The sequence below is a fragment of the Streptomyces sp. NPDC102259 genome, assembly GCF_044766465.1.
Classification (GTDB): domain Bacteria; phylum Actinomycetota; class Actinomycetes; order Streptomycetales; family Streptomycetaceae; genus Streptomyces.
The window spans coordinates 239,770-253,042 of the sequence record NZ_JBIWMA010000006.1; the positions used below are offsets into that span (position 1 = coordinate 239,770).

Annotated in this window: 15 protein-coding genes; 5 read left to right on the plus strand and 10 right to left on the minus strand. The window is 68.3% G+C overall.

All coding sequences use genetic code 11. From position 1 onward, the window contains the following. Positions 1-386 precede the first annotated feature (386 nt). Entirely contained in the window at positions 387-1,019 is a 633-nt protein-coding gene (locus ACIRPU_RS17515; protein WP_403867716.1) for an HAD family hydrolase, read from the minus strand. 220 nt (positions 1,020-1,239) lie between these two features. Here ACIRPU_RS17515 and ACIRPU_RS17520 point away from each other — a divergent pair, with 220 nt between their 5' ends. Further along, positions 1,240-2,106 carry a GNAT family N-acetyltransferase gene (locus ACIRPU_RS17520; protein ID WP_384112413.1) on the plus strand — a complete coding sequence of 289 codons (867 nt, stop codon included), beginning with the start codon at positions 1,240-1,242 and terminating at the stop codon, positions 2,104-2,106. Between the two features lie 71 nt (positions 2,107-2,177). Here the strand turns inward: ACIRPU_RS17520 and ACIRPU_RS17525 are convergent, their stop codons facing one another. Beyond that, complete coding sequence (locus ACIRPU_RS17525; RefSeq protein ID WP_403867719.1) at positions 2,178-2,597, minus strand: heme-binding protein; 420 nt, start codon at positions 2,595-2,597, stop codon at positions 2,178-2,180. Between the two features lie 71 nt (positions 2,598-2,668). Further along, a complete protein-coding gene (locus ACIRPU_RS17530; RefSeq protein WP_403867722.1) occupies positions 2,669-3,898 on the minus strand; it encodes an MFS transporter in 1,230 nt (409 codons plus the stop codon). 144 nt (positions 3,899-4,042) lie between these two features. Here ACIRPU_RS17530 and ACIRPU_RS17535 point away from each other — a divergent pair, with 144 nt between their 5' ends. Next, positions 4,043-4,516 (plus strand): MarR family winged helix-turn-helix transcriptional regulator, encoded by a 474-nt coding sequence (locus tag ACIRPU_RS17535; protein ID WP_403867725.1) that lies wholly within the window; start codon positions 4,043-4,045, stop codon positions 4,514-4,516. 10 nt (positions 4,517-4,526) lie between these two features. Further along, complete coding sequence (locus tag ACIRPU_RS17540) at positions 4,527-4,979, plus strand: GNAT family N-acetyltransferase (RefSeq protein WP_403867728.1); 453 nt, start codon at positions 4,527-4,529, stop codon at positions 4,977-4,979. 75 nt (positions 4,980-5,054) lie between these two features. On the opposite strand, the gene ACIRPU_RS17545 is transcribed toward ACIRPU_RS17540, so the two are convergent. The 3 genes from ACIRPU_RS17545 to dnaB all read right to left on the minus strand — a co-directional run bounded on the left by ACIRPU_RS17545 (position 5,055) and on the right by dnaB (position 8,813). Next, the gene (locus ACIRPU_RS17545) at positions 5,055-6,440 is read right to left on the minus strand and encodes a serine hydrolase domain-containing protein (protein WP_403867731.1); all 1,386 of its coding nucleotides are present in this window, start codon (positions 6,438-6,440) and stop codon (positions 5,055-5,057) included. Between the two features lie 250 nt (positions 6,441-6,690). After that, the gene (locus tag ACIRPU_RS17550) at positions 6,691-7,266 is read right to left on the minus strand and encodes a chloramphenicol phosphotransferase CPT family protein (RefSeq protein WP_403867734.1); all 576 of its coding nucleotides are present in this window, start codon (positions 7,264-7,266) and stop codon (positions 6,691-6,693) included. Between the two features lie 68 nt (positions 7,267-7,334). Beyond that, the gene (gene dnaB / locus ACIRPU_RS17555; RefSeq protein ID WP_384112394.1) at positions 7,335-8,813 is read right to left on the minus strand and encodes a replicative DNA helicase; all 1,479 of its coding nucleotides are present in this window, start codon (positions 8,811-8,813) and stop codon (positions 7,335-7,337) included. A gap of 458 nt (positions 8,814-9,271) precedes the next feature. Between dnaB and ACIRPU_RS17560 the strand changes: the two genes are divergently transcribed. Then, the gene (locus ACIRPU_RS17560; RefSeq protein ID WP_403867737.1) at positions 9,272-10,609 is read left to right on the plus strand and encodes an MATE family efflux transporter; all 1,338 of its coding nucleotides are present in this window, start codon (positions 9,272-9,274) and stop codon (positions 10,607-10,609) included. Between the two features lie 136 nt (positions 10,610-10,745). On the opposite strand, the gene rplI is transcribed toward ACIRPU_RS17560, so the two are convergent. From rplI to rpsF, 4 genes are all read right to left on the minus strand, one after another. After that, positions 10,746-11,192: a 50S ribosomal protein L9 gene (rplI, locus tag ACIRPU_RS17565; RefSeq protein WP_384112390.1), complete on the minus strand. Its 447-nt coding sequence runs from the start codon at positions 11,190-11,192 to the stop codon at positions 10,746-10,748. 18 nt (positions 11,193-11,210) lie between these two features. Continuing rightward, positions 11,211-11,447, minus strand: coding sequence for a 30S ribosomal protein S18 (gene rpsR, locus ACIRPU_RS17570; RefSeq protein ID WP_020130672.1), 237 nt, complete (start codon positions 11,445-11,447; stop codon positions 11,211-11,213). Between the two features lie 84 nt (positions 11,448-11,531). Continuing rightward, positions 11,532-12,137: a single-stranded DNA-binding protein gene (locus ACIRPU_RS17575; protein ID WP_355703688.1), complete on the minus strand. Its 606-nt coding sequence runs from the start codon at positions 12,135-12,137 to the stop codon at positions 11,532-11,534. Between the two features lie 78 nt (positions 12,138-12,215). After that, complete coding sequence (gene rpsF, locus ACIRPU_RS17580) at positions 12,216-12,506, minus strand: 30S ribosomal protein S6 (RefSeq protein WP_006604399.1); 291 nt, start codon at positions 12,504-12,506, stop codon at positions 12,216-12,218. Between the two features lie 285 nt (positions 12,507-12,791). On the opposite strand from rpsF, the gene ACIRPU_RS17585 reads away from it, so the two are divergent. Next, positions 12,792-13,103 (plus strand): hypothetical protein, encoded by a 312-nt coding sequence (locus ACIRPU_RS17585; protein ID WP_403867741.1) that lies wholly within the window; start codon positions 12,792-12,794, stop codon positions 13,101-13,103. Positions 13,104-13,273: the final 170 nt, after the last annotated feature.

The following is a 13,273-nucleotide window of genomic DNA, read 5'->3' on the forward strand; positions in this document are numbered from 1 at the left end:
TCCTGGATCGGAAGGTGCCTGTTTCCCCCGCAGACGGCTTGTTTTTCCGCTCGGTTCCACGACCAAGGACCGCCACGGTCCATCCGTATTTCGCCTCCGCACCCACAGGTGAGGCGGGTGTGCGAGATGGGGCGGCACTCTCACCGCAGCATCCCATCCGGTCCGGGCGCCTCGGTCACATCACCGGAAATGCGGGTCTTCGATCTCTCCGTCCCGTTAGGCTGCGTTGCCCTGTTCTCGGTTCGCGCGGAATGTATGCACCGCGTCGCGCGCACTTCGTTCCGAAAGCGAACCGGAGTCGACCATACCGGCCGCCGTCCGCCGCATGAGCGCCCCCCTTCCGTCCCCGGAACTCGCTCGGCAGGCGAACCGCACGTTCTCGTCAATCAGCGGTCGTGGCACGCCAATTCATAGGCATCCCACAGATCCTTCCCCACGTAGGAGTGGGTCGCGAGGCCCGACAGATGGCGGTCCGCGTTGACCGCCACGGAGACCGGTACGACCCCGAACAGATCCTTGTCGGAGAGCGAATCACCGTAAGCGACACAGTCGTCCCGCGTCACTCCGAACTCCGCGCAGAGCCGGTCGGCGATCAGCACCTTCGCCGCCGCGGTCAGCGCTCCCGCCGGGTCCATGGGCTCAGTGAAAGGGACCGCCGGAAATCGGGATCCATAAGTCGCGTGGGCGCCCCAGCCAGTGAGTCTTTCCACGAAGAACGAGGGCGAGAGCGACACGACCGCGCAGTACTCCCCTCTGCGCCCTATCTCCGCCCAGACTTCGCGGATTCGTGCCAGCCATGGCGCCCCCTCGAACGCCGCCGTCACATGTTCCTCAGTGAGCTGCGTCCAGAGGTCATACACCTGCGCCGCGTACTCCGGCGGCCCGATCAACCCCGCCGAGATCGACTGCTCCAGCAACACCGTCTCGGCCTCCAAGCCGAGTTGACGTGAGATCTCCAACGGAGCGGACGTCCCGTACAGCAGTGTTCCGTCAAGGTCGAAAAGGTGAAGTCTCGCCATGGCCCGAGGCTAACGGGCGGACCTGACACCTCCCTGACGGGGCATTTACCGGCTGCCGTTCGTCTTGTTTCACGTGAAACACTCCGGCGCTGCCGCTGCACCGGGCGGCGGGGACATAGGCGGCGAGCGGCGAGCGATGGGGCATGGCATGACCAAAAGCACGTACGTCCCAGGGGAAACAGGTGGACGCCGACGGTGCGGGTCGGACAGCCTGACCTGCGTGCCGACTCCTTCCCTCACCGCTCTGCCCATCCGTCGTCTGACGCAACGCGATCTCACCGCCTGCGCCGACTTGTCCGAGGACCGGGGGTGGCCGCGTGAGGAGCACAAGTGGGGCCTGCTCCTCTCGGCCGGAACGGGTTACGGCATCGACGCCCCCGACGGCGGACTCGTCAGCGCCTGCGTGGTCACCGAGTACGGCCCGCACGGCCGGCCCACCCTCGGCGCCATCGGCATGGTGCTGGTCGCCGAACGGCACGCCCGGCAGGGCATCGGCCGACGGCTGATGCGGCACGTCGTCTCTCTGATGGGCGCCACCCCGCTGACTCTCCACGCCACGCCGAACGGCCGTCCGCTCTACGAGGAGCTCGGCTTCAAGACCACAGGCCGGGCGGAAATGGTGCGTGGGCGTTTCACGCCGGACGAGACGGCGTCGGACGTCGTCACGCGTGCGGCCACGGCCGAGGACCTCACCACGATCCTCCGGCTCGACGAGGAGGTCTTCGGCGCCGACCGGACGCATGTGATCGCTCGCCTGCCCGCGTTCACCGACCAGTTGCGGGTCGCCGAGGACGACGGCCGGATCATCGGTTACGCGGCCGCATGGCCCAACATGGACACCCAGGTCGTGGGCCCGCTGATCGCCAGGGACACGAAGACCGCGAAGGCCCTGCTGGCCTCGCTCGCCGCCCGCACCGACCGGCCGCTGCGCACCGACATCGACGTACGGCACGAGGAACTGCTGACGTGGGCGAAGGCACGGGGCCTGGAGCCCGTCGCCTTCAACGCCGTGATGACCTACGGGATCACCGAGTTGCCGGGCGACTGGCGTCGCCGGTTCGCTCCGCTGACGGTGGCGGCCGGCTGACGCCGGGAGACACGACGGAACGCCGGCTCCCCTGAAGGTGGGAAACCGGCGTTCGTCGTGGACGCGACAGGTCAGGCGAGCGTCTCCACGGCGGTCATGGCGAAGCCGTGGTCCTGCTCCGGCGCGCCGCCCCCGACCCCGATCGCGCCGATCAGACGGCCGTCGCGGTGCACCGGCACCCCACCCGCGATGAACAGCAGCGGCCGGTCGAGCGCGGTGGGCAGGGTGTGGAAGAGGCCGCCGGGCTGCACGGCCTCGACGAGGTCGGCGGTGGGGGCGTTCAGCTGAAGCGCCGTGTACGCCTTGCGCGTGCTCGTCTCCCCGGAGATCAGCACGGCCCGGTCGTCGCGCCGAAAGGCCAGCAGATGGCCGCCGGCGTCCAGGACGGTGACGCTGACCGTGACATCGGCGGCCTCGGCGGCACGGCGGGCGGCCGTGACGAGGGCTTCGGCGTCGTGGATGGTCAGGGGCGCGACGGTGGTGGTGCTCATGAGGGGCACTTCTCCTTGCGAGGTTGCTGAGGCTGGACGAGGTGGATCGAGGTCCGGGTGACCGGCGGGCTTCACCGCTGGACGGCCGCCTGCCGCTCGGCGCGTGTTCCACCGGCGACGACGGCACTGGGGGCGTCGGCGGCCGCACCGGAGGCCTTGTCGCGGCGCTCCAGTGCGGCCGAGAGGATTGCGAGGAGCAGGGCGCCCGCGGCGAGGGCGGCGCCGACCCAGTTCGGGGCGGTGTAGCCCGCTCCGGCGGCGATGACGAGGCCGCCGAGCCAGGCGGACAGCGCGTTGCCGAGGTTGAAGGCACCGATGTTCACCGCCGACGCCAGCGTCGGCGCGCCGTGGGCCTGATCCAGGACCCGCTTCTGGAGCGGCGGAACCGTGGCGAAGCCCAGGGCGCCGATCAGAGCGATCGTGACGGCCGCCAGGACCTTGTTGTGGGCGGTGACCGTGAAGAGCGCCAGGACGACCGCCAGGGCGCCCAGAGAGACGTACAGCATCGGCATCAACGCGCGGTCGGCGTACTTGCCGCCGACGAGGTTGCCGCCGACCATGCCGAGCCCGAAGAGGACGAGCAGCCAGGTGACGGATCCGTCGGCGAAGCCGGCCACGTGCGTCATCATCGGCGCGATGTAGGTGATGGCCGCAAAGACACCGCCGAAGCCGAGGACGGTCATCGCCATGGCGAGCAGCACCTGGGCGTTCTTGAAGGCGGCCAGCTCGTGACGCAGCTGCACTCCTTCGACCCGCGGCATCTCGGGCACGAGCTTGGCGACGCCGACCAGGCCCACGACGCCGAGCACGGCGACGACGGCGAAGGTGACGCGCCAGCCGACGCTCTGTCCGACGAGAGTGCCCAGCGGAACGCCCACGACGTTGGCGACGGTGAGGCCGGTGAACATCGTCGCGATGGCTCCAGCCTTCTTGTCCGGGGCGACCAGGTCTGCGGCGACGACCGAGCCGATGCCGAAGAAGGCTCCGTGGGCGAGTGAGGCGACCACGCGGCCGATCAGCATCACGGTGAACGAGGGGGCGACGGCGGACAGCAGGTTGCCGACGATGAACAGGCCCATCAGCATCATCAGCATCCGCTTGCGGGAGACCTTGGTGCCGAGGACCGTCATGAGCGGGGCGCCGAACATGACACCGAGCGCGTAGCCGGTCACGAGGAATCCGGCCGTGGGGATGGAGACCCCGAAGTCGCCCGCGACCTCGGGCAGCAGACCCATGATCACGAACTCGGTCGTGCCGATGCCGAAGGCCCCGATCGCGAGGGCCAGAAGCGCGAGAGGCATAGGGGGTAACACCTTCCCAGACGATTGCAGATGCGCTTAACGTGCGTCCACAATAGTTGCACACGCGGGTTATATGCAAACGCCGTATATTGCGAGGTTGCTCTATCCTGGTGTCAGCCGCTCCGGGACGGAGGAGAATCCCCAATGACTGCGACGGACCCCGCGCTCACCGCTCTCTCCCAGGGCTGGTGCGCCCTCTCCCTGCTGCACGGGAGGATCGAGGCCCACATCGAGCGCGCGCTACAGACCCGGCACGACCTGAGCGTGCGCGAGTACTCCCTGCTCGACGTGCTCAGCCGGCAGCACGACGGCACCGGGGGACATCTGCAGATGAAGCAGGTGGCCGACGCCGTCGTCCTCAGCCAGAGCGCGACCACCCGGCTGGTGACCCGGCTCGAGGACCGTGGGCTGCTCGAGCGCTACCTGTGCCCCACGGACCGCCGTGGCATCTACACCAACGTCACCGAAGCCGGTCTCAAGCTGCTCGCCGAAGCCCGCCCGACCAACGACGCCGCTCTGCGCGAGGCACTCGACGAAGCTGCCAGGAACGCCGAACTGGCTCCGCTGGTACGGGTCGTGGAGTCACTGAACGCACCTGTCGCAGCCTTGGGCACATAGGGTTGCGGGCATGGGAGATCTTGAAATACGGGCCGCCGTCGCCGAGGACATTCCCGCGATCGTCGGCATGCTCGCGGACGACCCGCTGGGTGCGCAGCGCGAGTCGCCGGACGATCTCAGTCCCTATCTGACCGCGCTGGAACGGCTCACCGCCGACCCGGACCAGCGTCTGGTCGTCGCCGTCCGCGAGGGACGCGTCGTCGGGACGCTCCAGCTGACGATCATCCCGGGCCTGTCCCGGCGCGGCTCGACCAGGTCGGTCATCGAAGGCGTGCGGGTGCACGCCGACGAGCGCGGCAGTGGCCTGGGTACACGGTTCATCGAGTGGGCGATCGAGGAATCCCGGCGCGAGAACTGCCAGTTGGTACAGCTCACCTCCGACAGCACACGCACCGACGCCCACCGCTTCTACGAGCGCCTGGGCTTCGTCGCCTCGCACGTGGGCTTCAAGCTCCAGCTCTGAAGACCGCGAAGACACCGAGCCCGAACAGAAGCGCCTTGTTTCACGTGAAACAGGGCGCTTCCTCGTCGTGGGCGGCTAGCCGATGCCGCGCCAGCCCTCCGCGTCGATGCCACCGGGCACGGCGGCCCGCTCGTCGTACGGCTGACGCGTGAACACGAACGACCCGAGGTCCAGGTGGTCCACACTCCCGTCCGGCCGCCGTACGGCCCGCAGGAGCTCTCCTGCGTAGTAGCCCTCGAGGCCGGTCCACGTGCCGTCCCCGTTCGGCCGGAATCGGGAACGCCTGCCACCGCCGGACAGCGGCCCCAGGGAGAGCATCCCGTCGGCCGTCACCCGCAGGGCGAAGGGGCTGGTCCCCCAGTGCCACTGGCCGGCCAACTCCAGGACGGCGGGGTCCACCTCCGTCAGCGGACGCCACGGCTCGGGAATCCGCGGCTCGGCCTCGGCGACGATCCGTACGAGATCGGCGGCGACCTGGGACGTCAGGAGCCCCGACGTGCAGTTGGCGAGCACCACCGCGGCCACGTCGTCCGCCACACCGATGGTGAGGGTGGCCAGAAAGCCCGGTACCGAGCCGGAGTGGCCCACGAGCAACCGGCCGTCCCGGTGCTGGATCTGCAGCCCGAGTCCATAGGCGGCTCCGTCCGCCACATCCGGCAGCCCCGCAGGTCCCGCGGGCGTCCACATCTCGCGCAGGGTCTCCGCGCTCAGGACACGGTCGTCGCCCCGCGCCAGGAAGGCGGCGAATCGCGCGAGGTCGCCGGCCGTGGACCAGAGCTGGCCCGCCGGGGCCATCCGCCCGAAGTCCTCGGCGGGCTCGGGCAGCATCACATCGGCCCAGGGATGGACCGCCCAGCCGCCTGCGGCCGGGGCCTGCGATCGGACACTCGTACGGTCGAGCCCCAGAGGTTCGAGCACTTCCCGTCGCAGCACTTCCTCCCAGGGCGCCCCACGGAGCTCTTCCACGAGAGCGCCCAGGAGTGAGTAGCCGGGGTTCGAGTAGTGGTGACGTCGGCCGGCCGGAAACGGGGCCGCCCGGTCGCCGAGGACGTCGGCGAGCTCGGGCCGCAGCGAGCCCGGGGTCCGCTCCCACCAGGGGCCGGGCGACTCGGCCGCCAACCCACCGGTATGGGCGAGCAGTTCGGCCACCGTGGCCGCGCCCGCACCAGTCCCGGCCAGGTGCTTCTCCAGCGGGTCCTCGAGGTCGAGCACTCCCTCGTCGCGCAGTCGCAGCACGAGCACAGCGGTGAAGGTCTTGGTGATCGAGCCGATGCGGTACTGCACGTTCTCGTCCGGCGCGTGTCCGTCGACCGAGGTACGCGCCCCGTGCCACACGGCCTGTCCGTCCCGTACGACCGCGGCGACCAACGACGGGGCGCGTCCCTCGGTCTGGGCCACGGCCATCCGGTGCAGCAGCGCCCGCCGGGTGCCGGGAAGCAGCTCTTCCTGAGGTGTTGTCATGGGCCCAGTCCATCCGCCCGCACGGCCTGCGTCGAGCTCATTTCGCCCAGGGCACCTGTAGGGCCCCACATCGCGTGACCTGTTGATCTCAGCTGACCGCGGACATCCAGGAACTGCTGACGTCGCCGGACTCCGCCCAGAAAGTGCTCGCCTTCCTCCCACCTGGTTGACCCTCCAGCTCGGTCACCGACGACCTCGCCCTTTCGGCGCCGAACGCTCACGCCGGACGGTTCGCGCCGGCTCAGGACTCTCACTGCATCTGGCTTCTGTGGAAGTCGGGGTGGCGTCGTCGGAGGCGGGTGAACGCGGTGGGGCTGGGGCGATGCGGGAGGAGCTCCTTGATGCGCTGGGCGCATTCACGTGGGCTTGCTGTGCTGGTGTCGCACTCCACGTCGTAGTCGCCGTGAGCGTGGACCAGGTCGTATTGGTGCTCCGCGAGGCCCGGCGGGCGGTCGCCCCGGGCCAACTCTCGGCGGGCGAGCTCGTCCAGCGGGCAGTGGACGCCGACGAACAGCACGTCCTCGGGTGGCAGCACCGTCAGGCAGTCGAGCAGCCGCCACGGCTCGCTCAGCACATGGTCGACCACGATGTCGTTGCCCACCTCGGCCATGGCCGCAATCGAGCGGTGGAAGCCCATCCTGGTCCGCCGCAGCGCGGCGTCGAGTTCCTCCGCCCCGAGCTCCCGCTTGCTGCGCATCGCGTTGAAGCTGTCGACCGCCAGGTGGAAGAAGACGCCGTCATCCAGGACGTCCAGAAGCTCCCGAGCGATGCTCGACTTCCCTGAACTGGAGGTGCCGTTGAGGAAGATGATTCGACCAGATGCCATATCGGCATGGTCACATGGTGCCCTCGCCGCTCCACGTTGAAGGGGTCCGAGGCCCTACCGGCGCCGGATCAGGTCTGCGCCATGTCCACGAAGCGCGAGTAGTGCCCCTGGAAGGCGACGGTGATGGTGGCCGTCGGGCCGTTACGGTGCTTGCCCACGATGATGTCGGCCTCGCCCGCGCGCGGGGACTCCTTCTCGTAGGCGTCCTCACGGTGCAGCAGGATCACCATGTCGGCGTCCTGCTCGATGGATCCGGACTCACGCAGGTCGGACACCATCGGCTTCTTGTCCGTGCGCTGTTCGGGACCACGGTTGAGCTGCGAGAGCGCGATCACCGGGACCTCCAACTCCTTGGCCAGCAGCTTGAGGTTACGGGACATGTCCGAGACCTCCTGCTGACGGCTTTCGGAGCGCTTGGAACCACCGGCCTGCATCAGCTGGAGATAGTCGATGATCACGAGCTTGATGTCGTTGCGCTGCTTCAGTCGGCGGCACTTGGCCCGGATCTCCATCATCGACAGGTTCGGGGAGTCGTCGATGTACAGCGGTGCGGAGGAGACCTCGGGCATCCGGCGCGCCAGACGGGTCCAGTCCTCGTCCGTCATGGTGCCGGAACGCATGTGGTGCAGGGCGACGCGGGCTTCGGCGGACAGCAGACGCATCGCGATCTCGTTGCGCCCCATTTCCAGGGAGAAGATGACGCTGGGCAGGTTGTGTTTGATCGACGCCGCGCGCGCGAAGTCCAGCGCGAGCGTCGACTTGCCCATGGCGGGACGAGCCGCGATGACGATCATCTGGCCCGGGTGCAGACCGTTGGTGAGCGAGTCGAGGTCCGTGAACCCGGTGGGCACACCCGTCATCTCGCCGCTGCGCGAGCCGATCGCCTCGATCTCGTCGAGGGCGCCCTCCATGATGTCGCCGAGCGGGAGGTAGTCCTCACTGGTGCGCTGCTCGGTGACCGCGTAGATCTCGGCCTGGGCGCGGTTGACGATCTCGTCGACGTCGTCGTCACCCGCGTATCCCATCTGCGTGATGCGGGTGCCGGCCTCGACCAGACGGCGCAGCACGGCGCGTTCGTGGACGATCTCCGCGTAGTACTCGGCGTTGGCGGCTGTCGGCACCGTCTGGACGAGAGTGTGCAGATAGGAAGCGCCACCGACCTTGTTGATCTCGCCACGCTTGGTGAGCTCGGCGGCGATCGTGATCGGGTCGGCCGGCTCGCCCTTGGCATAGACGTCCAGGACCGCCTGGTAGATCGTCTCGTGCGCGGGCTTGTAGAAGTCGTGGCCCTTGAGGACCTCGACCACGTCGGCGATGGCGTCCTTGGACAGCAGCATGCCGCCGAGGACGGATTGCTCGGCGTCGAGGTCCTGCGGCGGTACCCGCTCGAAGGTGGTGCCCCCGCCTTCCCACTCGCCGCTGTCCCGGCCGCGATCGTGCTGTTCGTCCCGACCGCGCCCCCCCTCGCCGCGTCGCCGGGCAGGAGGCAGACGATCACTGGGCCCGCTGTCGGCCCACGGGTCGTCCAAGGGCTCGGAAATGCTCAACGAGCCACCTCCTCCCGTCCGCCGAGCGGACCTCGCCATGCCTTCTTTCTACGGCACGGCACTGACAATTGAGAGCGCCAACTCCGGTTGTGACGCGTCGGTTTTATGAGGGTTTCCTCGGCCGACGGACGGAGCGGGTGCCGGACCACGGTAGGCCCGTCTGCACCGTCAGCCAATCTGGTTATCCACAGGCCATGTGGACGACGGCCCCGATGCTGTGGAGAACTCCACAAAACCTGTGCACGACCCGGTGGACAGCCTTGTGAACAAGCCCTCGACTTTTCTTGCCAAGCGTCTCTGACCTGCACTTTCCCCATCCACCGGCTGTGCAGAAGAAAAAGTTGCCCGGTAGGACCAAGATCTCTTCGAACGACACGCGAGAGGATACGCGGCGCGCGGAGAGGTAAGGGTCACACACCGACTGGATCTCTTACCTGTGGACGATTAGATTGGTGGCCATGACACAGGCTCCCGCGCCCCCCGAAGCCGTCCGACGGCAGCACGATCGAGAGATCGTCGCACTGGCCGTCCCGGCCTTCGGCGCACTCGTCGCCGAGCCACTCTTCGTCATGGCAGACAGCGCGATCGTCGGCCATCTGGGCACCGCCCAACTGGCCGGACTCGGCATCGCCTCCGCACTCCTCATGACAGCCGTCAGCGTCTTCGTCTTCCTCGCCTACGCGACCACTGCCGCCGTAGCGCGCCGCGTGGGCGCCGGTGACCTGCCGGCCGCCATCCGCCAGGGCATGGACGGCATCTGGCTGGCGCTGCTCCTCGGCGCCGCCGTGATCGCGGCCACCCTGCCCACCGCCCCGGCACTCGTGGAACTCTTCGGCGCCTCGGACACCGCCGCTCCCTACGCGACCACCTATCTGCGTATCTCGGCACTCGGTATCCCGGCCATGCTCGTCGTGCTGGCCGCGACCGGTGTCCTGCGTGGACTCCAGGACACAAGGACACCGCTCTACGTCGCCGTCGCGGGCTTCGTCGCCAACGCCGCGCTGAACGTCGGCCTCGTCTACGGCATGGGCCTCGGGATCGCCGGCTCTGCCTGGGGCACCGTGATCGCCCAATGGGGCATGGCCGTGGTCTACCTCGCCGTGGTGGTCCGCGGAGCCAGGCGTCATGGCGCGTCCCTGTGCCCTGACACCGCCGGCATCAGAGCCTCCGCCCAGGCCGGGGTTCCCCTGCTGGTCCGTACGCTCTCGCTGCGGACCATTCTGATGATCGCCACTGCCGTGGCCGCCCGTCTCGGGGACGACGACATCGCGGCGCACCAGATCGCTCTGGGCTTGTGGAGCCTGCTGGCCTTCGCCCTCGACGCCATCGCCATCGCCGGGCAAGCCATCATCGGACGGTACCTAGGTGCCGACGATGCCCAGGGCGCCCGCGACGTCTGCCGCCGCATGGTCCAGTGGGGCATCGCCGTGGGTGCCGCGCTCGGCCTGCTGGTCGTGATCGCCCGACCTCTGTTCCTTCCGCTCTTCACCAGCGACCCTGCGGTGAAGGAAGCCGCGCTGCCCGCCCTGCTCGTGGTGGCGCTCTCCCAGCCCATCTGCGGCATCGTCTTCGTACTCGACGGTGTACTGATGGGTGCGGGAGACGGCCGCTATCTCGCCTGGGCGATGGTGCTCACCCTGGCGGTCTTCACTCCGGTGGCCCTGCTGGTGCCGGTTCTCGGCGGCGGTCTGACCGCGGTGTGGGGAGCGATGGCGCTGATGATGGCGGTCAGGATGCTGACCCTCTGGCTGCGGGCCCGCTCCGGCCGCTGGATCATCACCGGCGCTACCCGCTGACCGTTTCACGTGAAACCGTCGGTCGGGTGAAACGGCCGGTCGTGCAGGACGGGCGTTTCACGTGAAACAAGCAAGCGGAAGGGGCCACACCCATGGGGTGCGGCCCCTTCTCAGCTCTTCGAGCCAAGCGCAGCGATCAGGCCGCGACGACCTCGATGCTGACCTTGGCGGCAACCTCGGGGTGCAGACGCACGGACGTCTCGTGGGCGCCCAGGGTCTTGATCGCCGAGCCGAGCTCGATGCGGCGCTTGTCGACCTCGGGGCCACCGGCAGCCTTGATCGCCGAAGCGATGTCGGCCGGGGTGACGGAACCGAAGAGACGACCGGCGTCGCCGGAGCGCACGGCCAGACGGACCTTCACGCCCTCGAGCCGGGCCTTCACGGAGTTGGCCTGCTCGATGGTCTGGATCTCGTGGATCTTGCGAGCACGACGGATCTGCTCGACGTCCTTCTCGCCACCCTTGGTCCAGCGGATAGCGAAATTCCGCGGGATCAGGTAGTTGCGAGCGTAACCGTCCTTGACGTCGACGACATCGCCGGCGGCACCGAGGCCAGAGACCTCGTGAGTGAGGATGATCTTCATTTGTCGGTCACCCTTCCCTTATCGCGCCTGGGCGGTGTACGGCAGCAGCGCCATCTCACGGCTGTTCTTGACGGCCGTGGCGACGTCACGCTGGTGCTGCGTGCAGTTGCCGGTCACGCGGCGGGCACGGATCTTGCCGCGGTCGGAAATGAACTTCCGCAGCATGTTCGTGTCCTTGTAGTCCACGTACGTGACCTTGTCCTTGCAGAAAGCGCAGACCTTCTTCTTAGGCTTGCGCACAGGCGGCTTCGCCATGGTGTTTCTCCTGTGTGATCAAGAAGTTGGGATACGACCCCCACCCTCGACTCGGTCGTGCCCGGAGACCCGGGCCCGACCGGCCTAGAAGGGGGGTTCGTCCGAGTAGCCGCCGCCGGAACCGCTGCTGCCGCCGGAGTTTCCACCCCAGCCGCCGCCACCGCTGCTGCCCTGGTTGCCGCCGGCAGGAGTGCCGGTGGCCCACGGGTCTTCGGCGGGAGCGCTGCCGCTCTGCTGAGCGCCGCCGGAGTTTCCACCCCAGGCGCCGCCCTGCTGGCCGCCACCGCCGCCGCCGTAACCACCCTGGCCGCCCTGGCCACCGCGGCCGGAGGCCTTGGTGACCTTGGCCGTGGCACTGCGCAGGCTGGCGCCGACTTCCTCGACGTCCAGTTCGTAGACCGTGCGCTTGACGCCCTCACGGTCCTCGTAGGACCGCTGCTTCAGCCGGCCCTGCACGATGACGCGCATGCCTCGCTGGAGCGACTCCGCGACGTTCTCCGCCGCCTGACGCCAGACCGAGCAGGTCAGGAACAGGCTCTCGCCGTCCTTCCACTCGTTCGTCTGGCGGTCGAAGGTGCGGGGAGTGGACGCGACACGGAACTTCGCGACCGCCGCACCGGAGGGGGTGAAGCGCAGCTCGGGGTCGTCGACAAGATTGCCGACGACCGTGATGACGGTCTCGCCTGCCATGGGGGAACCTCTCGGCGGGTTTGCTGCTGGCTGCTAGTGCTGCTACTCAGAATCCCGAGATCAGCTGAGCGGGGAAGCTCAGTGGGTCTCGGGACGGAGGACCTTGGTCCGGAGGACCGACTCGTTCAGGTTCATCTGGCGGTCGAGCTCCTTGACGACCGCAGGCTCAGCCTGAAGGTCGATGACCGAGTAGATGCCCTCAGGCTTCTTCTTGATCTCGTACGAGAGACGACGACGGCCCCAGGTGTCGACCTTCTCCACCTTTCCGTTGCCCTCACGGACAACGGAGAGGAAGTTCTCGATCAGCGGGGAGACAGCGCGCTCCTCGAGATCGGGGTCGAGGATGACCATCACTTCGTAGTGACGCATGTGGAACCCACCTCCTTTGGACTCAGCGGCCACGGTCGATCCGTGGCAGGAGGGTTGTGATGCGTACGCAACGGTATCGGCCGCCACTGACAATGGGGGTCGGCGTGCGACTTCCCCGCTCTCAGCTGGACGGACTCCTTGGCATGCCAAGGCAGACACCGGTGCAGAGGGTACAGAGTACCTGCACACACGCTTCCGGTTGAAATCCGGCGTGGATGACCGTCAGTCTGTACACGTCGGGTGTGTATGGCGCTACGATGCGCCGCCTTCCGCAGGAGGTGCCACATGGCACAGGCATTGCGACCCAATACCGCCGGATCTCTCTTCGCCACCGACGGCAAAGCCCATCCAATCCAGGACGCCCTGCTGGCAGCGACGCTGGTGCTCGGGGTGACGGCCTTCATCACGTCGTTCTTCCACAGCCTCCATCTGCTCAGCTCCTGGGCCGGACTGGTGGGAATCCTGACCGGCGCGTACGGACAGTGGATCTCCGAGACCACCCGTGAGCGCTTCGGTCTGATCCTGGGTCTCGGTGCCGCGGCCTTCGGGTTCTTCATCGGAATGGCCCACGGCGGCCTCTTCGGCGGAGTCTGGTGACCCGACCGGCGCCGGTGCCCGCACCACGGACACCGGCCGCGCCGGCAGACGCGTAGGACACCTACGAAACCGGACGGAACGCCCCGACCGCACGCAGGCCGGGGCGCAGGTTCCGTACGCCCAGTCGGGCAGCTCGCGAGGCGCAGTAGGCTTCGGCGCGAGAGCCGGAG

Coding starts and splice junctions, on each gene's coding strand:
- ACIRPU_RS17515 (WP_403867716.1), bottom strand. CDS start 1,019: ATGGCGAGACTTCACCTTTTCGACCTTGACGGAACACTGCTGTACGGG.
- ACIRPU_RS17525 (WP_403867719.1), bottom strand. CDS start 2,597: ATGAGCACCACCACCGTCGCGCCCCTGACCATCCACGACGCCGAAGCC.
- ACIRPU_RS17530 (WP_403867722.1), bottom strand. CDS start 3,898: ATGCCTCTCGCGCTTCTGGCCCTCGCGATCGGGGCCTTCGGCATCGGC.
- ACIRPU_RS17535 (WP_403867725.1), top strand. CDS start 4,043: ATGACTGCGACGGACCCCGCGCTCACCGCTCTCTCCCAGGGCTGGTGC.
- ACIRPU_RS17540 (WP_403867728.1), top strand. CDS start 4,527: ATGGGAGATCTTGAAATACGGGCCGCCGTCGCCGAGGACATTCCCGCG.
- ACIRPU_RS17545 (WP_403867731.1), bottom strand. CDS start 6,440: ATGACAACACCTCAGGAAGAGCTGCTTCCCGGCACCCGGCGGGCGCTG.
- ACIRPU_RS17550 (WP_403867734.1), bottom strand. CDS start 7,266: ATGGCATCTGGTCGAATCATCTTCCTCAACGGCACCTCCAGTTCAGGG.
- ACIRPU_RS17560 (WP_403867737.1), top strand. CDS start 9,272: ATGACACAGGCTCCCGCGCCCCCCGAAGCCGTCCGACGGCAGCACGAT.
- rplI (WP_384112390.1), bottom strand. CDS start 11,192: ATGAAGATCATCCTCACTCACGAGGTCTCTGGCCTCGGTGCCGCCGGC.
- rpsR (WP_020130672.1), bottom strand. CDS start 11,447: ATGGCGAAGCCGCCTGTGCGCAAGCCTAAGAAGAAGGTCTGCGCTTTC.
- ACIRPU_RS17575 (WP_355703688.1), bottom strand. CDS start 12,137: ATGGCAGGCGAGACCGTCATCACGGTCGTCGGCAATCTTGTCGACGAC.
- rpsF (WP_006604399.1), bottom strand. CDS start 12,506: ATGCGTCACTACGAAGTGATGGTCATCCTCGACCCCGATCTCGAGGAG.
- ACIRPU_RS17585 (WP_403867741.1), top strand. CDS start 12,792: ATGGCACAGGCATTGCGACCCAATACCGCCGGATCTCTCTTCGCCACC.